The 22,944-nt window shown below is 60.4% G+C and carries 21 protein-coding genes; 8 read left to right on the top strand and 13 right to left on the bottom strand.

The features are described from left to right. Positions 1 to 2 precede the first annotated feature (2 nt). The 8 genes from GOX88_RS12150 to napF are packed head-to-tail and all read right to left on the bottom strand — an operon-like array spanning position 3 to position 6,508. Entirely contained in the window at positions 3 to 260 is a 258-nt protein-coding gene (locus GOX88_RS12150; RefSeq protein WP_170401859.1) for a hypothetical protein, read from the bottom strand. A 12-nt stretch (positions 261 to 272) separates the two neighbouring features. Beyond that, entirely contained in the window at positions 273 to 974 is a 702-nt protein-coding gene (locus GOX88_RS12145; RefSeq protein ID WP_170401856.1) for a NapC/NirT family cytochrome c, read from the bottom strand. A 29-nt stretch (positions 975 to 1,003) separates the two neighbouring features. After that, positions 1,004 to 1,441, bottom strand: a complete 438-nt coding sequence (locus GOX88_RS12140) for a nitrate reductase cytochrome c-type subunit (protein WP_170401854.1) — start codon at positions 1,439 to 1,441, stop codon at positions 1,004 to 1,006. Positions 1,442 to 1,453: 12 nt separating this feature from the next. After that, positions 1,454 to 2,371, bottom strand: coding sequence for a quinol dehydrogenase ferredoxin subunit NapH (gene napH / locus GOX88_RS12135; protein WP_170401851.1), 918 nt, complete (start codon positions 2,369 to 2,371; stop codon positions 1,454 to 1,456). Next, on the bottom strand, positions 2,368 to 3,186 hold the full coding sequence (napG, locus tag GOX88_RS12130) for a ferredoxin-type protein NapG (protein WP_170401848.1): 819 nt from the start codon (positions 3,184 to 3,186) through the stop codon (positions 2,368 to 2,370). Before napG ends, napH begins: the two co-directional genes overlap by 4 nt. A 27-nt stretch (positions 3,187 to 3,213) precedes the next feature. Beyond that, on the bottom strand, positions 3,214 to 5,706 hold the full coding sequence (napA, locus tag GOX88_RS12125) for a nitrate reductase catalytic subunit NapA (RefSeq protein WP_170401845.1): 2,493 nt from the start codon (positions 5,704 to 5,706) through the stop codon (positions 3,214 to 3,216). Then, a complete protein-coding gene (locus tag GOX88_RS12120) occupies positions 5,703 to 5,996 on the bottom strand; it encodes a chaperone NapD (RefSeq protein ID WP_170326570.1) in 294 nt (97 codons plus the stop codon). Before GOX88_RS12120 ends, napA begins: the two co-directional genes overlap by 4 nt. Beyond that, positions 5,993 to 6,508, bottom strand: a complete 516-nt coding sequence (gene napF / locus GOX88_RS12115) for a ferredoxin-type protein NapF (protein WP_170401842.1) — start codon at positions 6,506 to 6,508, stop codon at positions 5,993 to 5,995. The genes GOX88_RS12120 and napF overlap by 4 nt, the downstream gene beginning before the upstream one ends. Before the next feature lie 416 nt (positions 6,509 to 6,924). Between napF and GOX88_RS12110 the strand changes: the two genes are divergently transcribed. The 3 genes from GOX88_RS12110 to GOX88_RS12100 are packed head-to-tail and all read left to right on the top strand — an operon-like array spanning position 6,925 to position 11,901. Further along, positions 6,925 to 9,348 (top strand): DUF3141 domain-containing protein, encoded by a 2,424-nt coding sequence (locus tag GOX88_RS12110; protein ID WP_170401839.1) that lies wholly within the window; start codon positions 6,925 to 6,927, stop codon positions 9,346 to 9,348. After that, the gene (locus tag GOX88_RS12105; RefSeq protein WP_170401836.1) at positions 9,345 to 10,739 is read left to right on the top strand and encodes a bifunctional enoyl-CoA hydratase/phosphate acetyltransferase; all 1,395 of its coding nucleotides are present in this window, start codon (positions 9,345 to 9,347) and stop codon (positions 10,737 to 10,739) included. Before GOX88_RS12110 ends, GOX88_RS12105 begins: the two co-directional genes overlap by 4 nt. Continuing rightward, positions 10,732 to 11,901 carry an acetate/propionate family kinase gene (locus GOX88_RS12100; protein ID WP_170401833.1) on the top strand — a complete coding sequence of 390 codons (1,170 nt, stop codon included), beginning with the start codon at positions 10,732 to 10,734 and terminating at the stop codon, positions 11,899 to 11,901. Before GOX88_RS12105 ends, GOX88_RS12100 begins: the two co-directional genes overlap by 8 nt. A gap of 6 nt (positions 11,902 to 11,907) precedes the next feature. Here GOX88_RS12100 and GOX88_RS12095 read toward each other — a convergent pair whose 3' ends face one another. From GOX88_RS12095 to GOX88_RS12075, 5 genes are all read right to left on the bottom strand, one after another. After that, complete coding sequence (locus GOX88_RS12095) at positions 11,908 to 12,381, bottom strand: hypothetical protein (protein WP_170401829.1); 474 nt, start codon at positions 12,379 to 12,381, stop codon at positions 11,908 to 11,910. Between the two features lie 10 nt (positions 12,382 to 12,391). Beyond that, on the bottom strand, positions 12,392 to 12,649 hold the full coding sequence (locus GOX88_RS12090; protein WP_170401826.1) for a hypothetical protein: 258 nt from the start codon (positions 12,647 to 12,649) through the stop codon (positions 12,392 to 12,394). Positions 12,650 to 12,763: 114 nt separating this feature from the next. Beyond that, the gene (locus tag GOX88_RS12085) at positions 12,764 to 13,435 is read right to left on the bottom strand and encodes a D-lyxose/D-mannose family sugar isomerase (RefSeq protein WP_170401823.1); all 672 of its coding nucleotides are present in this window, start codon (positions 13,433 to 13,435) and stop codon (positions 12,764 to 12,766) included. A gap of 16 nt (positions 13,436 to 13,451) precedes the next feature. After that, a complete protein-coding gene (locus GOX88_RS12080; RefSeq protein WP_170402228.1) occupies positions 13,452 to 14,378 on the bottom strand; it encodes a carbohydrate kinase family protein in 927 nt (308 codons plus the stop codon). 38 nt (positions 14,379 to 14,416) lie between these two features. Next, on the bottom strand, positions 14,417 to 16,375 hold the full coding sequence (locus GOX88_RS12075) for a family 1 glycosylhydrolase (RefSeq protein WP_170401820.1): 1,959 nt from the start codon (positions 16,373 to 16,375) through the stop codon (positions 14,417 to 14,419). Between the two features lie 285 nt (positions 16,376 to 16,660). Between GOX88_RS12075 and GOX88_RS12070 the strand changes: the two genes are divergently transcribed. From GOX88_RS12070 to GOX88_RS12050, 5 genes are all read left to right on the top strand, one after another. Next, entirely contained in the window at positions 16,661 to 17,413 is a 753-nt protein-coding gene (locus GOX88_RS12070; RefSeq protein WP_170401817.1) for a sugar phosphate isomerase/epimerase family protein, read from the top strand. Beyond that, positions 17,413 to 18,459: a LacI family DNA-binding transcriptional regulator gene (locus GOX88_RS12065; protein WP_170401814.1), complete on the top strand. Its 1,047-nt coding sequence runs from the start codon at positions 17,413 to 17,415 to the stop codon at positions 18,457 to 18,459. The genes GOX88_RS12070 and GOX88_RS12065 overlap by 1 nt, the downstream gene beginning before the upstream one ends. A gap of 22 nt (positions 18,460 to 18,481) precedes the next feature. Then, on the top strand, positions 18,482 to 19,231 hold the full coding sequence (locus GOX88_RS12060; protein ID WP_170401811.1) for a basic amino acid ABC transporter substrate-binding protein: 750 nt from the start codon (positions 18,482 to 18,484) through the stop codon (positions 19,229 to 19,231). A 65-nt stretch (positions 19,232 to 19,296) separates the two neighbouring features. After that, positions 19,297 to 20,943, top strand: coding sequence for an amino acid ABC transporter permease (locus GOX88_RS12055; protein WP_170401808.1), 1,647 nt, complete (start codon positions 19,297 to 19,299; stop codon positions 20,941 to 20,943). Then, complete coding sequence (locus tag GOX88_RS12050; protein ID WP_170401805.1) at positions 20,940 to 22,904, top strand: beta-galactosidase; 1,965 nt, start codon at positions 20,940 to 20,942, stop codon at positions 22,902 to 22,904. Before GOX88_RS12055 ends, GOX88_RS12050 begins: the two co-directional genes overlap by 4 nt. Positions 22,905 to 22,944: the final 40 nt, after the last annotated feature.

Genomic DNA, 22,944 nt, shown 5'->3' with positions numbered 1-22,944 from the left:
AGTTAAGCTGTCGTGCCCTTGATGCGGATGGCCGAGCCCAGCGACCCCGCGCACAGCCCGACGACCACCGCAATCAAAATCTCGATTGTTTCGACGTTGGCAAAGCTCCAATGTGCAAAGAGCAACGTTTCTATCACGCCTACCAAGCCACCCATCAGAGCACCAAGCCACACGCGCCGTGTCATCATCCCCAGCGCAAGACCCAGAATACCCGGCAGGCTGATGATGTTGGCCCCGATTGTTCCCAGAAGTTCCAGCATGTCTTGCCCCTCTTATTCCGCGCGATCGGTCAGGAATGACCGAATCTCGGCACTGCCATCCGCCACCTGTTGCTGCAGCTTGCCCGAGGGCTCTCCGGCCAGCTCTTCGGTGATTTCCTGATATGTCTCAAGGTAGTTCGGTGGCAAGGTGTGCGCGATGCCTTGGTGACAGTCGATGCAGGTCATGTTGTTGTCGATCGCGCGCTGGTGTTCGGACGCGGCGCGGGTTTCCTGGATGGTAAAGTCCATATAGTCGAAGTTGTGGCAGTTGCGGCATTCGCGGCTGTCCGACGCCTTCATCTTTTTCCAGACGGCCGAGGCCATGCTCAGGCGATGCTCTTCGTACTTCTCAGGCGTGCTGATGGTGCCGACCATCTCGTGATAGACATCCTTGACTGCCATGATCTTGGCTTTGATCTTGTGGTTCCACTCATGCGGCACGTGGCAGTCGGAACAAATCGCGCGCACACCCGAGTGGTTGTTGTAGTGGATCGTCTCGCGATATTCGCCCAGGTTGGTTTCCATCGTGTGGCACGAGGTACAGAATTCCTCGGTATTGGTCAGTTCCAGTGTCCAGTGGAACCCGCCCCAGAACAGGATACCGGCCAGAAAACCAGCCAGGACCAGAAAGCCCGAGCTGAACATGACAGCCGGTGTCCAGATTGCGTTCCAGAGGCGGCCAATCCAACCGCGATTTTCGGGGGAGTCTGCCATATCGGTGCTCCTTTCAGACTTGCGTTGGATTAGTTGCCGGACGAGGGTTCAAACACGTTGTCGACCAACGCAGGAGCATCCGCCTGAGGCACGTGGCACTGGTTGCAGAAATATCGGGTGCCTGCGACTTGGTCCAACTCGTTGCCGTCGCGATCCAGATAGTGAGTCATCGACAGGGTCGGTGCGTTGCGGTCACCGGCTTTGGTCCAGTCATGGCAGGACAGGCACTGGTTGGTGCGCACGTCGATCTGGTACTGCTCGACCGAATGCGGGATCAGTGGCGGTTGCTGGCGATAGTTGCGCTGCATCCGTCCTTCGACATCCTTGTGAATCTGATGCAGGGGGATGGGCTCATCTACATCTGCCCCACGCAGGGTTTCCACCTCGGCTGACTGGGCAAGGGCGAACCCGCTCAGGAGCAAAACGGGGATCAGGGCAATTCCGCCTGTCAGGATTGATTTTTTCATCTTGGCACTCCCTTAGATAGGTCTGGCTTCGCGCGGCTCAGGCGCGGGAACTGGATCGGAAGGTGCGACGACGTGGTCGTCGAACCGGTGAGTAAAATTGAAGACATCGACGGCGCAGACATCGATGCAGCGACCGCAATTGGTGCAATCCGGCGACAGGATCAGAGGCGTCGTGCCGGGCTTGCCCTTCAATGCGGGCGAAATGATCTGGTTTTCGGGGCAGACCGCATAGCAATCCATGCAGTCATCGCAGGCCGTCCGGTTGGCGGCGCTGACACGCAGCAGGCTTTTGCTGCCGATCAGGCCATAGAAAGCGCCGACCGGGCAGATGTGGCCGCACCAGCCGTGGCGCGCGACGACCAGGTCAAAAACGAAGATCGCAGCAATCAGCGCCCAGACAAATCCGGCGCCGAAGATCAGCCCGCGGTGCAGCATGGTGATCGGGTTGACCAACTCCCACGCGATCACCCCGGTCAGGCCCGAGACGATCAGCACCGTCGCCAACACCCAGAGGCGGGTGCTGCGTTTAGGCTGCCAGCCTTTCGGCAGGTCCAGCTTGCGGTGTAGCCAGTTTGCGGCGTCAGTGACAGGGTTGATGGGGCAGACCCAGGAACAATAGACGCGGCCGCCGATCAGCGCATAGGCGACCAGAACGATCACCCCACCGATCAGCGCGGTCAGTTCGGGCCAATGCCCGGCCACAAGGCTTTGCAACAGAACCAGAGGATCGGTCAGGGGCAGTACGCCAAGCGTCAGCGACCCTGCCAGCGTTCCCTGCACGATCCAGATGCCGAACCAGGGGCCCAGCAGGAACAGCGCCAGAAAGAACAGCTGACTTGTGCGGCGCAGCAACAAGAAACGGTGCGCGCCGAACCAGCCTTTGGTGGCAACGGCCTCTTGTCCGACAGGCAGATGGGTGCGGGCGCTCATTGTCCGACCCCCGGCAGGTCATAAGACGGAGCGAAGCCGCCTGGCGTGGCCAGATTGTCCGTGCCCGGTCCCGGCAGGCGGTCGGGCAGGTCGATCAGGCCGTCCACAAGGGGACCGCCATGGCTTTCTTTTTCTTCCCAGCCCTTGCGGTAGTGATCTGCGCTGCTGCCGCGCGCCAGCCGGGCGGGCAGCACCTTGATGGCGGCTTCGGGCAGAACGCAGCTTTTCTCGCACATGCCGCAACCGGTGCAGCGGTCGGCATGGACAGTCGGGATGAACATCGCATGGTGACCGGAGCGGTCGTTATGCGCGGTTTCCAGCGTGATCGCCTCGTCAATGACGGGGCAGACGCGATAACAGACATCGCAGCGCAGGCCGAGGAAGTTCAGGCAGTTTTCCTGATCGACCAGAACCGCAACGCCCATTTTGGCATCGTCGATATTGTCCAGCCCCGGATCCAGCGCACCGGTGGGGCATGCAGCGACGCAGGGAATGTCGTCGCACATCTCGCACGGCACATCGCGTGCCGTGAAATAGGGCGTGCCGGTTGCAACGGCATCGACCCCAAGCTCGGCCAGTTTCAAGGTGTCGTAAGGGCAGTCCCGCACGCATAGCCCACAGCGGATGCAGGCCGACAGGAACTCTTCTTCCGGCAATGCGCCGGGCGGGCGCAATGCCTCGGCCGGCAGCGCGCGGGCATCGCGGGCCAACCAGGCCAGCAATGATCCGGCGACCACGCAGCCGCCTGCCGCGCGCGCCGAATCCTGCAGGAATCGGCGCCGTTGCGGCGAGAGAGGAGTACCGGTCAGGGACATGGGGACTACCTTTGCGATCCTTCCCGTTTACGCGCGTTCGACTTTACACGCGCATTTCTTGAAGTCGGTCTCTTTCGACAGCGGGCAGGTTGCGTCCAGCGTCAGCTTGTTGGTCAGCTGATGCTCGTCGAACCAGGGCATGAAGACCAGACCGCGCGGCGCCTTGTTGCGTCCGCGGGTTTCGACCCGGCTGGTGACCTCGCCGCGGCGGGTGGAGAGGACGATCTCCTGCCCGCGACGCAGACCCCGATCTTTGGCGTCCTGCGGGTGCATGTAGACGACCGCATTCGGATAGGCGCGGTGCAGTTCCGGCACCCGACGGGTCATCGAGCCAGAGTGCCAGTGTTCCAGTACACGACCGGTACACAGCCACAGATCGTATTCTTCATCCGGCTCCTCGGCGGCAGGCTCATAAGGCGCAAAGATGATGCTGGCTTTGCCGTCCTTCTTGCCATAGAACTTCACGCCTGCGCCTTCGGGCACATAGGGGTCATAGCCTTCGCGGAAGCGATACAGCGTTTCCTTGCCGTCGACGACCGGCCAGCGCATGCCGCGTGCCTCATGGTACATTTCGAACGGTGCCAGATCGTGCGCGTGGCCGCGACCGAACTCGGCATATTCTTCGAACAGGCCTTTCTGGACGTAGTAGCCGAAATGCTCGGATTCGTCGTTGTCAAAGCCTTCGGCGGTTTCGGACAGCGGGAACTGGTCGATCGTGCCGTTGGCAAACAGCACCTCGTACATGGTCTTGCCGCGATGTTCCGGCATGGTGGCCAGCAGTTCTTCGCCCCAGACTTCTTCTACGGTAAAGCGTTTCGAGAACTCCATGACCTGCCACAGGTCCGACTTGGCCTCGCCCGGTGCTTTGACCTGCTGCCGCCAGAACTGGGTGCGGCGTTCGGCGTTGCCATAGGCGCCTTCCTTTTCGACCCACATTGCGGTGGGCAGGATCAGGTCGGCGGAAACGGCTGTGACCGTCGGATAGGGGTCGGATACGGCGATGAAGTTTTCCGGGTTGCGATATCCGGGATAGCCTTCCTCGTTGATGTTGGGCGCGGCCTGCATGTTGTTGGTGCACTGCACCCAATAGGCGTTCAGATCGCCGTCTTTCAGTTTGCGGTGCTGCAGCACGGCGTGGAAGCCGGGCTTGGCCGGAATGGTACCAGCGGGCACGTTCCAGGCGGTTTCGCAGATTTCACGGTGCTTGTCGTTCATCACGACCATGTCGGCGGGCAGGCGGTGGGCAAAGGTGCCGACCTCACGCGCGGTGCCACAGGCCGAAGGCTGGCCGGTCAGCGAGAAGGGCGAGTTGCCCGGTTCCGAAATCTTACCGACCAGCAGGTGCACGTTGTACATCAGCGAGTTCACCCACGACCCGCGGGTGTGCTGGTTGAAGCCCATGGTCCACAGGCTCATGACCTTGCGGTTCGGGTCGGCATATTGCTTGGCCAGTTTTTCCAGCCGGTCGGCGGGCACGCCCGAAAGTTCTGCGGTGTATTCCAGCGTGTAGGGCTCGACCGCTTTGGCGTATTCTTCAAAGCTGATCGGTTCCATCTTGCCGGCATTGGGGTTCGCGGCCTCTTGCTGCAGCGGGTGGCTGTCGCGCAGGCCATAGCCGATATCGGTGGCGGTTTTGGTGATGTTGACGTGGTTCTTGACGAACTCTTCGTTCACCGCACCGGTCTGGATGATGTAGTTGGCGATATAGTTCAGGATCGCCAGGTCGGTCTGCGGGTTGAAGACCATGCCATTGTCGGCCAGCTCGAACGAGCGGTGCTCGAAGGTGGACAGCACGTGCACCTCACAGCCCGGCTTGGTCAGGCGGGTATCGGTCAGGCGCGACCACAGGATCGGGTGCATCTCGGCCATGTTCGAGCCCCACAGCACGAAGGTGTCCGCGTGCTCGAGGTCGTCATAGCAGCCCATCGGCTCGTCGATGCCGAAGGTACGGATAAAGCCCACAACGGCCGAGGCCATGCAGTGGCGTGCGTTGGGGTCGATGTTGTTCGACCGGAACCCGGCCTTCATCATCTTGGCGGCGGCATAGCCTTCCCAGACCGTCCACTGGCCAGAGCCGAACATGCCAACGCTGGTCGGGCCTTTCTTGGCCAGCGCCTCTTTCCATTTTTCGGCCATGACGTCGAAGGCTTCGTCCCAGCTGACCGGCTCGAATTCACCGTTTTTGTCATAGACGCCGTTCGATTTACGCAGCAGCGGCGTGGTCAGGCGGTCCTTGCCGTACATGATCTTGGACAGGAAGTAGCCCTTGATGCAGTTCAGGCCGCGGTTGACCGGCGCGTCCGGGTCGCCCTGGGTGGCGACAACGCGGCCGTCCTTGGTACCGACCAGAACCGAGCAGCCGGTGCCGCAGAAACGGCAGGCCGCTTTGTCCCAGCGGATATCGGGGGCACCGGTTTGCGCATTGGCCTGACCGGTGGCCAGAGGGATGCCTGCGGCTGACGCAGTGGCAGCGGCCGCTGAGGCCTTGAGGAAAGTCCGGCGAGATTCTGAAGTAGTCATAGCGTGAGCCTCCGGCTGGTGGTTTGGCTTGGGGCCTCGGGATGCGGAGCGCTTTCCGCGAGATCCTCGAAATGGTGATAAGTCAGCGTCAGAGAAATCACTCCGGGGATCTGGTGCAGATCCATGATGATCTCGGACGCTAGGCGATCGGGTGTGTCTTCGACAACGATGACGAAACGGCCATCTTCGGCCTGGGCGTGAACTTCGACGCCCGGCGTGTCCCGCATCGTTTGCGCGGCAGCGTCGGTCTGTTCTTGTGCAACATGTGCAAGGCAACCGCAAATATTCATTGAACCGTTTCCGTTTGAGTTATGGGCCGACGTTCAAACGCGACAGCATCGACAGGGCAGAGCGCCACGCAGGCACCGCATCCGTTGCAGGTCTCAGCATCCAGTGCGGGTTCTGCCCGTCCGCCAAGTTGCAGTTTGAACCGGATGGCGTTCTGCTCGCAATTGTCCTGACAGACGCGGCAACTAACGCCGTTCATGGACAAGCACGAGGCATCCTGAATGGCTGCGCGCCAGGGCCAGTCGGCCAGGCGTTCGATTTGCAGGGCATCCGTCGGACAGGCCTTGGCGCAATCACCACAGAACGTACAGGGATCGTCGCCGGGCTGAAACACCGGGAAACCATCCTGGCCAATCGCAATCACGTTCTCGGGGCAGGCCTCGGCGCAGTCGCCGCATTTGGTGCACTGATCCACAAATCCGGGCACAGCTGAACCCGGCGGGCGGACAGTATTACTGTCCTCCCGGAACATGCTGGCGCTTAGAAACGCCCGGCGGTTCGTCATCTGGCTCATGTGGCTGGACTGTTCGCGTTTGATTCTTCTTTTACGATACCTCATTAGCGCTTCTAAAGTTGATGAATTTTGATCCAGATCATAAACGAGAGCTTTATTTTTCATCACTTTGCGTACCCCTGAATGATCAGAACAGCCAACCCGGCTGCGGGGACAGAACGGATCAACGGTTTGGCGCTGTTTTTAGACGTAAAACGCACCAAACTGGCCCGTGCGGCGGGCCAAAGTAGAGTTGTTACATTTTATTGCTATGCGGCGTTGCAGCACTGAATTTGAGTCCCATATCGAAACTCGGAACGCTGCACTGCAGAATTCGCGAAAGGATCGGCCCAAATGTTCAGGCTGGACGGGACCAATCATCCGACTGAGGCGCAAGCTGCCAATGCCGGGAATCAGGGTGGGTAAAGGACAGGATCATGTTTTCAAATGTTCAGAAGACTTCGCTTAAACTTGGTTCCGAGATGGCGCAGGATGCGGCCGCGGTTCAGGACCGGACGTTTGACATTGTAACCCGCGCGCTGGACCAGTCGGGCGTCCAGTGGCACCTGCTGGCCCAGTCGGCCCGGTTGCAGTCGGAAAAGATAGCCGAAACCCATTCGGAACGCACCCGGGACCTGATGCAGGGGTTTGCCGATGCGACCCAACGCCTTATGCGGTCGCAGTCCATGGCGAAAGACTGGGCAAGCTACCTGAAGGACGCCTCGCAACGGGTGGTTTTGACCATGGACGCGCTGCGCGAACGCGGCGATGTGTTTCTCGAGCATGAGGCCGCGGGTTGCCCTCCGGTGCTGGTCTATGACTACGACGTCATCGTCGATGGTAAAACGCTGAAACGCGCCTGCAATTACCAACTGCTACGTATTCTGCCGCCCGAAGGCGCGATGGTGGATGATAAAAAACGTCCCTATATCATCATTGACCCGCGCGCGGGGCACGGCGGTGGGATCGGAGGTTTCAAGCCGGACAGTCAGGTGGGCGTGGCCCTGTCCAAGGGTCATCCCGTCTATTTCGTCAGTTTCGGGCGTGATCCGGTGCCCGGCCAGACCCTTGCTGATGTCATGCACGCCGAGGCCGGTTTTGTCCGCACTGTGCGGGCGCGCCACCCGGACAGCCCTCAGCCCGTGGTGACAGGGAACTGTCAGGGCGGGTGGGCGACCCTGCTGATGGCCGCCTGCAATCCGGACCTGACCGGGCCGTTGATCCTGAACGGTGCGCCGGTTGCGCCATGGTCGGGTGAGGTGGGTGAAAACCCGATGCGCTATAATGCGGGCGTCCTGGGGGGCACATGGCAGCCGATGTTCTGGTCCGATCTGGGCGCGGGCAAGTTCGACGGCGCCAATCTGGTGATGAACTTCGAACAGCTGAATCCCAGCCGCAACTATTTCGGCAAGTATTTCGATCTGTATCGCGACCCCGAAGCGGGCTGGAAACGCTTCATTGAATTCGAGCGCTGGTGGGGTGGCTATTTCATTCTGAACGAGGCCGAAATCCATTGGATTGTCGAGCAGCTGTTTGTCGGCAACCGGTTGGTCAAGAACACCGCTCAGCTGGAGCCCGGCGTGCCGGTGGATATCAAGGCCATCAAAGGCCCGATCTTTGTCTTCGCCAGTCAGGGTGACAACATCACGCCGCCGCAGCAGGCGCTGAACTGGATTGCTGCAACCTATGCGGACGAAGAGGAAATCCGCCTGCGCGGGCAGCGGATCATCTACATGCTGCATGATGAGGTCGGCCATCTGGGCATTTTCGTTTCGTCCAAAGTGGCGCGGAAGGAACATACCGAGCTGGCCTCGACCCTGGAAACGGTCGAGGCGATGGCGCCGGGCCTTTACGAGATGGTGATCGAGAACATCGAAGGCGAAGGTCAGGACAAGCGGTTCGAGGTCCGGTTCCATGACCGTACCCTGGAAGATGTGGCCGCGCTGGATGACGGTCAGGAGGACGAAGCCAGCTTTGCCGCCGTGGCGCATATGTCCGAGGTGCAGGCCAATGTCTATGAAACCTTCGGGCGTCCGGTTGTGCGGTCCCTGTCCACACCGTTGGGAGCAAAGGCCCTGCGCGATTTGCATCCGTTGCGCGTGCAGCGGGCTGCCATGTCCTCTGCAAACCCGGTGATGAAAGGTGTGGAGCATCTGGCCGACACGGTGCGCGAACAGCGCGACCCCGCCGCGCCGGACAATCCTTATCTTGAGCTTGAGAAACTGACCGCCGACTGGATCGAGCAGGTCATGGATCTGAACCGAGATCTGCGCGATGCGTGGTACGAGGCCACGTTCTTTACCATCTGGGGTGGGCCCTTGGCTGCGTGGTTCGGCAAGAAATACGCGGCACACCGCACCTTGCCCGATCCCGAATCCCTGCGTTCTTTGCCACAGGTCGAAGCCGCGCTGGCGCATATGAAACAGGGTGGTTTGGCCGAGGCGGTGATCCGCCTTTTGCTGCTGTTGGGCGCCAGCAATCAGAGCTTCCGGGCCGAGATCTTGCACCGCTGGGCGCATGTTTTCAAATATGAAGCCCCCTTTAAGGACCTGACCGTCGAACAACGCCAGCGGATGTTGCACGAACAGACCGTGATCGTGACCTTCGACGAACAAGGCGCAATGGGCTCGTTGCCCGATCTGCTGCCGCGCACCTCGGACAGAAAACAGGCAGTTGACCTGATCAAGCGTGTTCTGGGCGATATCCCGAACCCGTCGCCCGAACTTGTAGAGATGGCGCAGGCGCTGTACGAGACACTCGATATTGCAGAGATCGAAAAGAAATCCGATGCCCCGGCCAAACCTGCCCCCGGATCCCGGGCGCGCAAGGCTGCCGCAGTGAACAAGGTCATGCCGCAATGAAGATAGAAGAAAACCGCACTTACGCGCAGGTTGAGGTCGGAGACGAAGCACAGGTGACGCGCTTGTGCACAATCGATGACCTCTATGCTTTTGCCTCGGCTTCGGGCGATCACAACCCGCTGCATCTGGCAGCGTATGATGGTGATGGGGACGGCCGCCCCGAGGCAGTGGCACCGGCCCTGTGGCCTGCCGGTCTGATCGCGGCGGTCCTGGGCAATATCCTGCCCGGTGCCGGCACGCAGACCCGGTGGGCGAACCTGTCCTTCCACCTTCCCGTTATAGCCGGCGACGAAGTCACCGCCTTTGTCACCGTGACTGAAAAGCGCGAGGACGGCGACTTGCTGTGTGCCGCCGAAGTGCGACGCGTCGGCGACAATGCCTTGGTCCTCAGCGGTGAGGTGCAGGTTACGCCACCGGCCAAACATATGACCTTCGACTCGGTCGAGGTGCCCGGCCTGATCGTTCAGCGCCACCGTCACTTCGATGCGTTGATCGCAAAGGCCGAGCCGATGGACCCGATGCCCACTGCGGTGGTCGCCCCGGAAGAGCCGAACTCGCTGGGCGGTGCGCTGCTGGGCAAGGCCAAGGGTATCATCACGCCGATCCTGTTGGGTGACCCGGACAAGATCGCCGCTGCTGCGGTCGAACTGGGTGCCGATCTGTCGGGGATCGAAATCATCGAGGCCAACAGCCACGAGATCGCCGCCCATCGTGCGGTTGACCTTGTGGTCGAAGGCAAGGCAGAGACCCTGATGAAGGGGCATCTGCATACGGATGTACTGCTGCACGCGGTTTTGCGCCGGGACAGAGGGCTGCGGACGGGGCGGCGCCTGTCACATGTGTTCGTGATGGATGTGCCGGGCATGTCGCGGCCGATCATGGTGACGGATGCGGCGGTCAACATTGCCCCCGACTTGGAAACCAAGGCCGACATCGTGCAGAACGCCATCCATCTGGCGCATTCCATCGGGATCGAAACGCCCAAGGTTGGCGTATTGTCGGCGGTTGAGACGATCAACCCGCATATGCCCTCGTCCGTTGATGCGGCGCTGCTGTCGAAAATGGCCGAGCGCGGCCAGATCACCGGCGGTCTGGTCGATGGCCCATTGGCGATGGACAACGCGGTGGACCTGAACGCGGCACGCACCAAGGGCATCACCTCTGAGGTGGCCGGGGCGGCGGATATTCTGGTGGCCCCGAATATTGAGGCAGGCAACATGGTGGCAAAACAGCTGACCTATATCTCACATGCCGAGGCGGCGGGGATCGTTGTCGGTGCCACCGTGCCGATCATTCTGACATCGCGGGCGGATGATGACGCATCGCGGCTGGCCTCCTGCGCGGTGGCAGCACTGCATGCGCAGGCGAACAAAGGTAAAATCCATGGCTGACCACGTTCTGGCGCTGAATGCCGGTTCTTCTTCGTTGAAATTTGGGCTGTATGAACTGGGCGAGCGCAACCGCCCAAGAATGCGGTGGCATGGCCAGATTGAACGCTTGGGGGATGCGCCCCGGCTTCTGGCGGAATCTTCTGGAGGGCGGTCAATCAACCAGCCGCTTACCGATGCCAAAGGGCACGATGGCGCCATTCAGGCCTTTCTGGATATGGCGCGGGAGTATCTTCCAGACATTCACATCCGCGCTATTGGTCACCGGGTCGTTCATGGTGGAACCGTTTATTCCGAGCCCGTGCGGATCGACGAAAAAGTTGTTGAAACACTGGCCGAGTTCGTTCCTTTTGCCCCGCTGCACCAACCCTATAGCCTTGCCGGTATTCAGGCGGCCAGCGCCGCCTTTCCCGACACGGTTCAGGTTGCCTGCTTCGACACCGCCTTTCACCGGACACACCCGTGGGTCAACGACACTTTCGCGTTGCCACAAAGCTACTATGACAAGGGTGTGCGCCGTTACGGGTTTCATGGCCTGAGCTATGATTACATCACGCAGAAACTGAAGGAAATTGCCCCGAGCCTGTATGACGGCCGCGTGGTTATCGCCCATCTGGGAAATGGGGCATCTATGTGTGCGGTCTCTGGTGGGCGGGCGCTTGCCTCGACCATGGGCTTCTCTGCGCTGGATGGATTGCCGATGGGCACCCGCAGCGGACAATTGGACCCCGGTGTCGTGCTGTACATGATGCAGCAGGAGGGTATGAGCGCGGATGAAATCGCCGAAATGCTCTATCGCAAGTCTGGTCTGCTTGGCCTGTCGGGAATGTCGTCGGATATGCGCACTCTTTTGGCTGCGGAAACGCCCGAAGCGCGTCGCGCGATCGACTATTACGTATTCCGTATTCGCCGTGAACTTGGGGCTTTGTCCGCCGCGTTGGAAGGGCTGGATGCCTTGGTCTTTACAGGCGGGATAGGTGAGAACTCGGCTCAGATCCGACAAAGAGTTTGCGAGGGAATGCGCTGGATCGGCATTGACATGGACCACAACAGAAATGCCGATGGCGGCACGGTTCTGTCGACCGATTTCAGCCGCGTTCGCATCCTGACGATCCCCACAAACGAAGAAATGGTGATAGCCCGCGCTGCGGCGCAGATGATATAAACGCCGCTATTGGTCCGGTTTGTTTTTCCGTCGCCGGGCGTACCTAACCAACGTTCCCAGGATCGCGCTGATGACATCGGGCGTCAGCGCGCCCAGCGGGTCGCGCCGGAGACCCGCCACGGTGCCGCGCACCTCGGACAGGGTGTCTGTGATCTCGGTCTCGATGTCTTGCAAGGCCATGTCGCGCAGCTCGACCGCTGCCGTTGTATCGGCCTGCGCGTTCTGAGTGTTGGCCAACAGGGCAAGGATCAGCGCCAGCAGCAGGTTGGCCCCGGCCATGATCAGCGCGGCGAGCGGTTTCGACAGGCTTGCCGACAGCCAGAAGAACCCGGCCACGTTCAGCATGATGACCGCCAGCCCTACGGCCAGCCCGGCTGCGGCGTAGAATCCTGTGCGGCGGGCCGCCACCGCGACATGGCGTTGTGCGATCAGCCGTTCGGCGCGCAGTACGATTGAAATGTTGCGGGAAATGCGGCTCATGATCGGGCTCCTACCGGGACCGGCCTAGCAAATAGCCAAGCGTGAAAATACCAAGCGCAAACAGGATCGGCCGTTTGTGCGGCAGGTCTTCCAATTCGGTCAGGGCTTCTTCCAACTGACCGGACCAGTTGTCGAAGTTTTCGGCAATCCTGTCGGCAACCGAGTCATTTGGTTCTGGCTCGGAATCCTGATTGCTGGCTGCGGATTGCTCGGCCAGTTGGCGACGCAGATCGGCGACCTGGGCTTCAAGCTCGGCTTTCGTGACCATGGGACCGGTCCTCTTGCAATGGGTGCGCGCGGGTTGAGGCTAACACCCTCAACCCCGGCTTCAAGGACCATGTTAATGCGCTTTTCCGGTTTAGGAAAAGGGACTTATCTTTTTTCAGGAATAGTAGTCCGCAACCAGAAGGAAATCGGGCGCAGCGTCTTCTTCGATGGTGGCAAAACGCGGGATCGGATCTTCGAACACGTTATCGGTGCGGTCGTCATTGACGGTCGAGACTTCTCCGATCAGGCAATCGCCCCTTTCGGCCCAGAACGCGTGCCAGATACCAGGCATCAGGGTAACGCTTTCGCCCGGTTTCAGGCGCAGCAACTCGCCGGGTTTGATGGTGACCGGGCAGCCATCGCTGGGCACGACAACGGGATTGTCGCGGTCTATGCCACCTTCGGCGTCCGAGGCATAAATCTCCATCACCAGATCGCCGCCGCCCCGGTTGATGATATCCTCGGCTTTGATGATGTGGCGGTGCATCGGTGACAGCTGCTTGTCACGCGAGACCAGCAGCTTTTCGGCGTAGAGCATCCCCCGGCCATTATTCAAATCGCCCACATCGCCGTTGCGCAGGGTGAACAGAAACAGGCCAAGCTCGTCAAAGCGGCCCTGCCCGTAATCGGTGATGTCCCAGCCCAACCCGCGCTCGCGTATGCCTGCGGCCTTTTCACTGCGCATCTGTTCCGGGGACCAGTTGGCAAAGGGCGGCAGCACCGCTCCGAATGAGCGGATAAAGGCCTCGGCCTCGGTCTTGATGGCGTTGATGTCGGATCGTTTCATGTCTGTCTCTTATGGATCAAAGCTCGTGCGCCCAGGGCGGGTTTGCCCCGGCGCGGGATACGGTGACGGCGGCAACCTCGGCCCCTTTGGAAAGGGCTGTGCGCAATTGGTCGGGGGTCAGGGCGCGTAGGGCGGCTTTGCTTAGATGACCGTCGCGTTCGAGTTGGGCCAGAACGCCGGCGTTGAATGTATCGCCTGCACCGACCGTATCGACCACCTCGACCGGTTGAACAGGGACCGAGGTCTCGGACCCATCCGCCAAATAGCCCGACGCACCGTCGCGGCCCCGGGTGACGATGACAACGGCCGGCCCCGCCTGCAGCAGCAGAGGTACTTTCTGACCGATGGTTTCGGGGCCTGGAACGATCCAGTCCAGATCTTCGTCCGAGACCTTCACGATATCCGCCTGTGCGACCATCCGGTTCAGCCGGGTGCGATAGCGGGTCTGGTCCTTGATGAAATCCGGCCGGATATTCGGGTCGATCATCACCGCCCGATCCGCCCCGTGTCGGGCCAAAAGCGCGGCATAGGCGTCGGCGCAGGGTTCACAGGCCAGGCTGATGCCGCCGAAATACAGCGCCGACACGGCGGGCAACTGGCTGGGCATATCCTCGGGCATCAACATCCGCCCGGCCGAGTTTTCATCCATGAAGCTGTAGGTCGCGTGCCCGTCCTTCAGTTGCACAAAGGCCAGCGTTGTCGGGCGGTCCGAGCGGATCACATGGCTGCCGTCCACATGGCTGGCCTGCAGGGCGTCGGCCAATTGTTCCCCGAACATATCCGAAGACAGCCCCGTCAGCAGCCCGGCCGGAGCCCCCAGCCGCCCCAGTGCTATGGCCGTGTTGAAAACGGCGCCGCCGGAATGGGGTACAAAGCCTTCTTCGCCCGAAACGGTCGGAGTGGGGATCATGTCGATCAGGGCTTCACCACAGCATAGGATCATGCCGGGACCTTTCTGTTTCATGGGATCAAGCGCGTATTTTAGCGCGTCAGGGCACTTTTACAGAAATTGTTAGCGCCAACAATGCCAAATTCGTCTTGTTCCGACACATACAGGTTGAACGATCGCCGAAGATCGCTGAACCGACCGCCCGCGTTGAACGCATCGCGGAACGCGTCCTTGAACAGCCAGCGGTTCTTTTCGGCGACACCGCCCACAAGGAAAACGCCGCCCGAGGGCATGAGCACAACGGCCAGATCGCCCATCACCGCGCCCAGATGGGTGGTAAACATATGCGCCGTTTTCACTGCAATCGGATCGGTTTGCGTGCGGGCGTCCTCCAGAATGTCCCGGGCGCTGCGTTTTGGCGTATCGGCTTGACCGGCGGCCATTCCGGCAGCCTGATACAGGATCGGCAGGCCGGTTCCGCTGAGGAACATTTCGGCCTCTAGCACCAGAGTGTCGTCAAAAAAGCAATCCGGGGCGATGTGGCGGGCGGCGCGGAAAATCTCGACCTCATCCACATGGCGGGGCGACAGGCCGACATGGCCGCCTTCACCCGATGCCGTGTGGTAGCGGCCATCGGAATAGAGCAGGGCGCCGACGCCAAGCCCGGTGCCCGGTCCAACCACCAGCCTGGTGCCGGGTGGCGGGGTGGTTTCCCCCTGCAGAACCTCGACGTCGTTGCCGGTGACTTCGGCAACGGACCACGCGGCGGCAGTGAAATCGTTGATCACAAAGGTATGCTGCGCACCGGTGGCCTTGCTGATATCGGCCTCGGAAAGATCGAGATTTGCGTTTGTCAGGCGGATCGTCCCGTCCCTGACCGGGCCGGCCCCAGCGGCTACAACGGCGCGCGGATCGGTGCCGATCTCGTCGCGCAGGCTGTGAAACACCGCAAGCAAGTCAGACAGGGTGCCCGTCGGGTATTTGCGCAGATCGGCCAGCTTGCCGTTCGAAATCACACCCAGCCGCGTATTGGTCCCGCCAATATCTGCAACCAGATTCCAGTGTTCGTGCATGGTACCGGCGGGCTGTGCAAGGGGCAGAGACACCTTGCTTCCTCTCAATTTGGTTTCCAGAGCAGGCAGATTTTCAATCCTTGATGCGTGGATGAACAGTCCTTTCACCGGCACGCCCTGGTCCAGAGCCTCGTGCACAGCCTGCAGGATCTGGTTGAACCGGGCAGGATCTTGCTGGCGTTCCGAGTTGCTGCTTTCGGTGAAATAGAGGGGCAGGTCTTTGGTGAAGCCATGCTGGATGCGGGTCAAGGCTGCGGCGTCGATTGGTCCGCGGGCATCGCAATGCAAACCGCACCAGTCAACCGGAGTACCGATGATGTCGAAATCCTCCTGCCAGCCCTCCGGCAGGTATGGCTCTAATTCCGCTACCGTGACTTCCGGGTAGGCGTTGTTGAATATGCCGCTTAACAGGTCAGCGGAACGAGAGTCGTTCTCGGCCCATTCCGGAGGGATTTCCGCACCCAGATTGGTCATGCCCAGCCCGCGCATCGCCTCAATCGAGCGGCCATGGGCCAGTAGCATGTGATGCATCCTGCGTGTGGTGGTACGGATGTCGCGCAAGTCCGGGGCGCCGTACCATGCAGGCGCGTCTATCGGGGCAACGCTGAACATGCGGTCACCAATGCGGCTCATGAGGGTTTCGGTATAGTCGGCAAACCAGCCCGCAACATCGCGGTTTCGCCAGCCACCCAGATCGTCCAGCGCCAGGGGAAGATCGGTGCCACAGAGCGTTACACAAGGGCGGATACCATGCTCAAGCAAGGCATCGGCAAGACGGTCGTAGTCGTCCAGCCCGACCTGATTCACCGATCCCCTGCCTTCGGGCAGAACATGTGCCCAACTGGTCGAAAAGCGATAACAGTCAAACCCGGCCTTTTGCACCGGGCCAAGGTTCAGCGGTTCAGCATCGTGGTGACCGCCAGAGGTCGAAAAGCCAAAGAGGAAGTCCTTGGGAAAATCAGCGCGGATATTTTGCATGATCAGTACCTGTTGGGGCGGGACCGGTAGGGGTGCCACCTATCAGTTTGGCCTCCGGCATTCCAGTTGGTGCGGGGTTGTGACGCCTTAAAGCGCTCTGCTGGGTCTCATGTGCTCGGCGATATCAAAAAATGATAGCGCTAACAACATCTGAATCCTGACCGCTTGTCAGGCAAGGCGGGTCGCGTAGTGGGCCTTTAAGCGCAGCTGAACCCTTATCTTGACAAGTAAGGTCGCACTGTTTCAACCTAATTGAAACGTTTCAATATAGGATAAGCCCGGTAAATGCGGATTGCGGCGCAGCTTTATACCGTTCGGCAGGTTGGGGATCTGGCATCCCAGCTTGAACTGATCGGCGCCTGCGGGTTCGTGGATATCGAAACGATTGGGTTCCATGATCTGCCCCCCCGTGGTGTGGCGCAACAGGTGGCGCGATCAGGCCTGACTGTACGCTCGGCGCATTTCGACTGGCCCGAGTTTGAAACGCGGTTCGACGATATTGTGGAGCTGTTGCGTCTTTTGCACTGCCCTGTGGCCGTCATGCCGTGGCTGGAGCCCGAGGAACGGCCTGCCACAGCCACGGAATGGGCTGCCATGGCGGATCGGCTGGCGGGCTGGGCGAGTCAGCTTGCAGCACAGGGTATTCGTCTGGCTTATCACAATCATGATTTCGATCTGGTGGGCGATACCGGCGAAACGCCTCTGGACCTGATTCTGTCGCATGAAAACCTGTATTGGCAGCCCGATATCGGGTGGCTGGAAGTTTCGCAGCAGGACCCGACAATGCTGCTGCAGCGCTATGCGGACCGGATCGTTTCGGTTCATGCCAAGGACGCGGACCCGTCGGCAGGCTACGGCGATGAGCGTTGGCGCAATCTGGGTCAGGGCATGGTGGACTGGCCCCGCGTGCTGCGCATTCTGGCAAACAGCCCGTGCAGCGATCTGTTCGTCGAACATGATGAAACGCCCAACCACGCCGAGACCTTGCGGACAGGACGAACCTTTCTGATGCACCAGCTTGCGGCGGAGGTCGGGTAATGGCACGCGCAACGATCAAGTCCATCGCGAAAGAGACCGGCTATTCCGTCGGTACAGTCTCGAACGCGTTGCGCGGGGCAGTTTCGGTCCGCGAAAAGACAAGGCAGGAGATTCAGGCTGCTGCCACCCGCCTTGGCTATCGCGTCAACATGGACGGGTTGAAGCTGCGCACCAACAAATCCTACCGCATTGCGGTTCTGGTCAGTGTGTCGCCGGACGCGGCCGATGAATGGGAAGGGGTGGAGTTCACTCGCATTCTGGCCGGAATCTCTGCGGCGTTGCAGGGCTCGCGGTATGAAATGAGCGTGTTCAACGTGGCAGATATCCCGGATGCCATGGCGACCTTGGCGCGGATCGTTCAGGATGGGCTGGCCGATGGCGCCATATTCTCGGGCACGCTGCAAGGTGACCCGCGCATCGCGTATCTGCAACATAATGGGTTCCCCTTTGTGACCATGGGGATGAGCGACAGCGAAACGCACCATGCCTTTGTGGATTTCGACAGTCAGGCCGCCGCATTTGACGCCACTGCGCGGCTGGTGCGGCTGGGCCACCGGCGCATTGCCCTGGTCAACCCTCCGACCGAGTTGATCTATGCGCGTCAGCGTCAAACCGGGTACCAACAGGCCTTAGTCAATGCACGGATCGCGCCGGACCCGGCCTTGATCTTCAACGGCCCGACTACGGCGCGCACTGGGCAGCACAGTTTTGACGCACTGATGCGGCTGCCAGATCGCCCCACGGCCTGTATCTGCGCGAATGAAGCCATGACGTTGGGCGTGCTGTCCGCCGCCCATGCCGCAGGGGTCCAGATTGGTCGCGATCTGGTGGTGATCTCAACCGACGATCTGCAGCTCAGCCGCTATTTCGTGCCGCCGCCCAGCACCTATTATGTGCCGATCGAAGAGACCAGCCGCTTGCTGGGCGAATACATGTTGAAAGCTTTGGACGGGGCAGACCCGTCCGAGACCCAGAAAAAGATCAGGGCCACACTCATCGAGCGCCAACCTGACACCCCCGCGCCGCAAACGGCGCCCATCAAATAAACCAACAGAGGAGTACTTGAAGATGTTGAAAAACCTACTGGCCGCAGCCGCCCTGACCGCGATAGCCGCCCCGGCGGTCTTTGCCGCCGATCTGGAAGGGCGGGTGCTGAAGATCGGAACCGACGCCACCTATCCGCCGATGGAAACGGTCGATGAGGCGACAGGTGAGATCGTGGGCTTTGACGTGGATGTGATGAATGCGATCTGTGCAAAGGTGAATTGTGTTCCGAACTTTGTGAACACCGCCTGGGATGGCATCTTTGCCGCGCTTCAGCAGGGAGAATTCGATCTGGTGATCTCGGGCGTTTCGATCACGCCTGAACGCGAAGAGACGATGGATTTCTCGGAACCCTATATCGTGGTCAGTCAGGCCATTCTGCTGCAGGTCGACAACGGTGATATGACCTTGGACGATTTCAAGGCCGGTGGTCAGAAACTGGCGGCGCAGACCGGCACCACCAACGCGCAACTGGCCGAGGAACTGGTCGGGCGCGAGAACGTCAGCCTCTACGACAACTTCTCGGCCGCGATTCTGGCTCTGCAGAACGCTGATGTGCAGGGCGTCATCATCGACGGCACCTCGGCAGCGGCCTATGAACAGGAGTTCGCGGGTGAGCTGACCGTAGGGATCACCGGTCTTCAATCCGACCCGCTGGGCATTGTCTTCCAGGAAGGTGACGCAACCGTGGATGCCATCAACGAGGGACTGGCGGCGATCAAGGCTGACGGTACCCTGGACGCGTTGATCGGCAAATACTGGAGCACCGAGTAACCCGGTCCTTCCCGTAACGGCCCGGCGCCACCGGTGGCCGGGCCGCATATCAGCAGAGAGGTCCCATGTCGCGCCTAAGCTCGATCCGTCCGAGCAACCTTGTGTTGCTCGCCGCTGCTCCGTTCATCATCTATCTGTTTGCCACCTCGTCGAAATACCTGCGCTCGCTGATTGCGATCCTGGGGATTGGCAATAATGCAGGGCCGATCTTTGTCGGGTTTCTGATTGTTCTGGCGGTTGCCATCCTTGGATACCTCTGCGCCCGCAATGCGCGTTTTCAGACGGTACCGGGGTGGTTGCGCATCTCGGCGCTGATGGCGTTGCCTGCGGCTATGGCCCTGGCGGTTCTTGGGTTCGTTGCGCCACAGGTGCTGATGCCCTTTGCCGAGTCTGTCTTCTTTCACGCGCTCAGCGAGAACACATCGACCCTGATCGACAGGTCCTCGCAGACCTGGGTGCTGTTCCCCGAGGTGGTCGAGGCCGTTCAGACCGGTTTGCAGATCGTGCTGGTGATTTACGCACTTGTCGTAGCAGCTGTCCTTCTGTCTTCGCGCCTGCCCAATGGGTCACGAAGCTATGCGCAGCTGGGTTTTGAAATCCTGACCGGCGCGGTGCTGTTCTACCTGTTGTTCATGGCGCATTGGCAATTCGCAACCGGTGTGGCGATCACGTTCCGGGCCGCCATCTTCGCTTATATCTTCGCCGCTATTCTCGGCCTGATCTGGGTTGGGCTGCAATCATTCAAACCAAAGGCCCGCACCACGGTTACCTATGGCTGCATCAGTCTGGCCTTGCTGGCTATCTCGGCGTTCTTCTTCATGCAGCCCCAAGTGAAATACGAACTTGTTGGCACGCTGGACGCCCGCATCGCCATCGTACGGGGCACCCCTCAAGCGCAGGCCGACATGATCCGCTTTGGTGAGTTTCAGGAGGAGGGCGAAAGCCAGCAATACCGCATCCGCAGCGCCCCGGATGCCGCCAGCGCACTGGAACAGATTGAAACCGTCGACAGCGTATCGGGCGCCTTTGTTCCGGTGGGCATAAATACCAAAGGTTATCCGGTGATCTGGCAAACCAGTTTTTTGCCGGACAAATACCGAAATCCGGCACTGGCCTTTGCCGTCTTTGGCTTTCTGCTGCTGACGCTGACGGTGGGCGGGGCCCAGCACAAGCTGCACCCGCTGGCCGTGGGGGCCGAATTCTTTGTCGACACGATCCGCGGCATTCCGATGTTGGTGATCATCCTCTATATCGGCCTGCCTCTGGCCGGTGCAGTCAAGGATGCCACCGGCGGCGGCATCGATATGACCAACATGACACGCGGGATCATCGCGATTTCCGTGGGCTATTCCGCGTATATGGCCGAGATTTTCCGGTCCGGCATCGAAGCCATCCCTCGCGGGCAGATTGAGGCCGGGGGCTCGCTCGGCCTGTCGCGCTGGCAGACCGCGCGGCTGATCATCCTGCCGCAGGCGTTGCGGATCGTGACGCCGCCTTTGGGCAATGAATTCATTGCGATGATCAAAGATACCTCGTTGCTGTCGATCCTGTCGGTCCGCGACATGACCCAGCGGATGCGCGAGTTTCAGGCGGCCAGCTTTCTGCCCTTTGCGCCGTTTAACACCGCGGCAATCCTCTATGTCGTGATCACGCTGGGCTGCGCCAGCTTCCTGAAATGGATAGAACGCCGCACGGCGAGGGAAGACCGATGAGCAAACTGGAGCTGGGGGTCTGCTATTACCCCGAACAATGGGATCGGTCGTTGTGGCGCGAAGATGCGCGCCGGATGGTCGAGATGGGCCTCGACTGGGTGCGCATTGCCGAATTCACTTGGGGCCTGATCGAGCCAGAACGCGGGCAATTCCAGTGGGTCTGGCTGGACGAGGTGATAGACTTTCTGGGGGATGCCGGGCTGCGGGTGATGATGTCCACACCGACGGCTGCGCCTCCGAAATGGCTGATTGATGAGCACCCCGAAATACTGCCGGTCGGCCCGGATGGGCGGGTGCGGGGATTTGGATCTCGCAGGCACTACTGCTTTTCCAGCGAGGTCTATCTGGCCGAGTCCCGTCGGATCGCCACCGAGTACGCGCGTCGTTATGGTGAGAACCCCTATGTTCATGCCTGGCAGATCGACAATGAATATAACGATCACGACACGGTGCTCAGCTATTCGGACGCGGCGCGCGACGGGTTCCGGCGCTGGTTGGCCGAGCGTTACGGCACGATCAACAATCTGAACAGGACATGGGGCACGGTATTCTGGGCCTCTGCCTATTCCAGCTTTGACCAGATTGAACCGCCCAATGGGCTGGTGGCCAGCCCCAATCCGACCCACGCGTTGGATTTCGCGCGCTATTCCTCGGATCGGGTGCGGCTGTTCAATCGGGCTCAGGTGGACATTCTTCGCGAATACTCTCCGGGCCGGGATATCACGCACAATTTCATGGCAGGCAGTTTCGAGTTTGACCACCACGCCGTGGCGGCCGATCTGGATATTGTCGGGTTCGACAGCTATCCGCTGGGCAATCTGCTGGGTTCGACGCTGTCTGATGAAGACAAACACAGGTACCTGCGCACGGGCGCGCCGGACTATCAGGGGTTTCACTGCGACCTCTACCGATCACAGGGCAGGGGCCGCATGTGGGTGCTGGAACAGCAACCCGGCCCAGTGGATTGGGCGGAAAAGAACCCGTCCCCGGCAGACGGCATGGTTCGGCTGTGGACTTGGGCTGCCTATGCGCACGGGGCGCAGGCGGTGATGTTTTTCCGCTGGCGTCAGGCCAAGTTCGCGCAAGAGCAGTTTCACACCGCCCTGCTGCGCTCGGACGGCAGCCCGGATCAGGCCGCGCTGGAACTGGCGCAAGTGGCTCAGGAGCGTGATGCGTTGCCTCCGGCCGAGCGTCAACGGGCATCGGTGGCGATCCTGCTGGACTATGCGTCCATCTGGGCTGCGGATATCCTGCCGCATGACGATGCGTTCCCGAATGCGCAAATCTTCCGTGAATGGTACGCGGGGCTGCGATCTTTTGGCGTCGATCTGGATTTTGTCGGGCCAGATGATGATCTGACCGGCTATACACTGATCGTTTTACCGCAAAGCATGATCGTCTCGCCGGACCTTGCGAAAAGGCTGCGGGACAGTCAGGCAAAGCTGCTGATCGGGGCGCGCGCGGGCAGCAAGACCGCTGCCATGCACACGCCGCAAAACCTCGCCCCCGGAGAGCTGGCCGATCTGGCCGGTGTCCGGGTTCTGAGGGTCGAATCATTGCCCGATCTGGCCCGGGAATCAGTACGGCTGCAGGACGGAACCCAGCACGAATTCACCGGATGGCGTGAAATCATCGAGACCACACATTCGGTAACAGCCCGTTTTTCCAGCGTTTACCGCGACGGCAGCCCGGCGATTGTGCAGTCGGATCGGGCGATGTACCTGGCGATGATTCCGCGCGGGCCATTGTTGCAGGCCGTTCTGGCACAGGCGCTGAACTGGGCAGACATCCCGGTAACGGAAAACAACCGGGATATGCGCGTCACACGACGAGGAGAGTTGTTTTTCGCCTTCAATTTCAGCGCAACCGAGCAGGTCCTGCCTGATCGCGAAGAACGTCACTATCTGTTTGGTACTTCAGAAATCCCGTCCTATGGTGTCTCAGTCTGGATGGAGCCGTGACCTGTTCGCGGTTCTGGCGGATGAGATTGCAAACTGGACC

It is taken from the genome of Ruegeria arenilitoris (assembly GCF_013030985.1).
GTDB lineage: Bacteria > Pseudomonadota > Alphaproteobacteria > Rhodobacterales > Rhodobacteraceae > Ruegeria > Ruegeria arenilitoris_B.
This window is presented reverse-complemented; position numbering and strand designations above follow the sequence as displayed.

Coding starts and splice junctions, on each gene's coding strand:
- GOX88_RS12085 (WP_170401823.1), bottom strand. CDS start 13,435: ATGAAACGATCCGACATCAACGCCATCAAGACCGAGGCCGAGGCCTTT.
- GOX88_RS12145 (WP_170401856.1), bottom strand. CDS start 974: ATGGCAGACTCCCCCGAAAATCGCGGTTGGATTGGCCGCCTCTGGAAC.
- GOX88_RS12075 (WP_170401820.1), bottom strand. CDS start 16,375: ATGCAAAATATCCGCGCTGATTTTCCCAAGGACTTCCTCTTTGGCTTT.
- napH (WP_170401851.1), bottom strand. CDS start 2,371: ATGAGCGCCCGCACCCATCTGCCTGTCGGACAAGAGGCCGTTGCCACC.
- GOX88_RS12065 (WP_170401814.1), top strand. CDS start 17,413: ATGGCACGCGCAACGATCAAGTCCATCGCGAAAGAGACCGGCTATTCC.
- GOX88_RS12140 (WP_170401854.1), bottom strand. CDS start 1,441: ATGAAAAAATCAATCCTGACAGGCGGAATTGCCCTGATCCCCGTTTTG.
- GOX88_RS12060 (WP_170401811.1), top strand. CDS start 18,482: ATGTTGAAAAACCTACTGGCCGCAGCCGCCCTGACCGCGATAGCCGCC.
- GOX88_RS12055 (WP_170401808.1), top strand. CDS start 19,297: ATGTCGCGCCTAAGCTCGATCCGTCCGAGCAACCTTGTGTTGCTCGCC.
- GOX88_RS12090 (WP_170401826.1), bottom strand. CDS start 12,649: ATGGTCACGAAAGCCGAGCTTGAAGCCCAGGTCGCCGATCTGCGTCGC.
- GOX88_RS12050 (WP_170401805.1), top strand. CDS start 20,940: ATGAGCAAACTGGAGCTGGGGGTCTGCTATTACCCCGAACAATGGGAT.
- GOX88_RS12080 (WP_170402228.1), bottom strand. CDS start 14,378: ATGATCCTATGCTGTGGTGAAGCCCTGATCGACATGATCCCCACTCCG.
- GOX88_RS12150 (WP_170401859.1), bottom strand. CDS start 260: ATGCTGGAACTTCTGGGAACAATCGGGGCCAACATCATCAGCCTGCCG.
- napG (WP_170401848.1), bottom strand. CDS start 3,186: ATGTCCCTGACCGGTACTCCTCTCTCGCCGCAACGGCGCCGATTCCTG.
- GOX88_RS12095 (WP_170401829.1), bottom strand. CDS start 12,381: ATGAGCCGCATTTCCCGCAACATTTCAATCGTACTGCGCGCCGAACGG.
- napF (WP_170401842.1), bottom strand. CDS start 6,508: ATGAGCCAGATGACGAACCGCCGGGCGTTTCTAAGCGCCAGCATGTTC.
- GOX88_RS12105 (WP_170401836.1), top strand. CDS start 9,345: ATGAAGATAGAAGAAAACCGCACTTACGCGCAGGTTGAGGTCGGAGAC.
- GOX88_RS12100 (WP_170401833.1), top strand. CDS start 10,732: ATGGCTGACCACGTTCTGGCGCTGAATGCCGGTTCTTCTTCGTTGAAA.
- GOX88_RS12110 (WP_170401839.1), top strand. CDS start 6,925: ATGTTTTCAAATGTTCAGAAGACTTCGCTTAAACTTGGTTCCGAGATG.
- GOX88_RS12120 (WP_170326570.1), bottom strand. CDS start 5,996: ATGAATATTTGCGGTTGCCTTGCACATGTTGCACAAGAACAGACCGAC.
- napA (WP_170401845.1), bottom strand. CDS start 5,706: ATGACTACTTCAGAATCTCGCCGGACTTTCCTCAAGGCCTCAGCGGCC.
- GOX88_RS12070 (WP_170401817.1), top strand. CDS start 16,661: ATGCGGATTGCGGCGCAGCTTTATACCGTTCGGCAGGTTGGGGATCTG.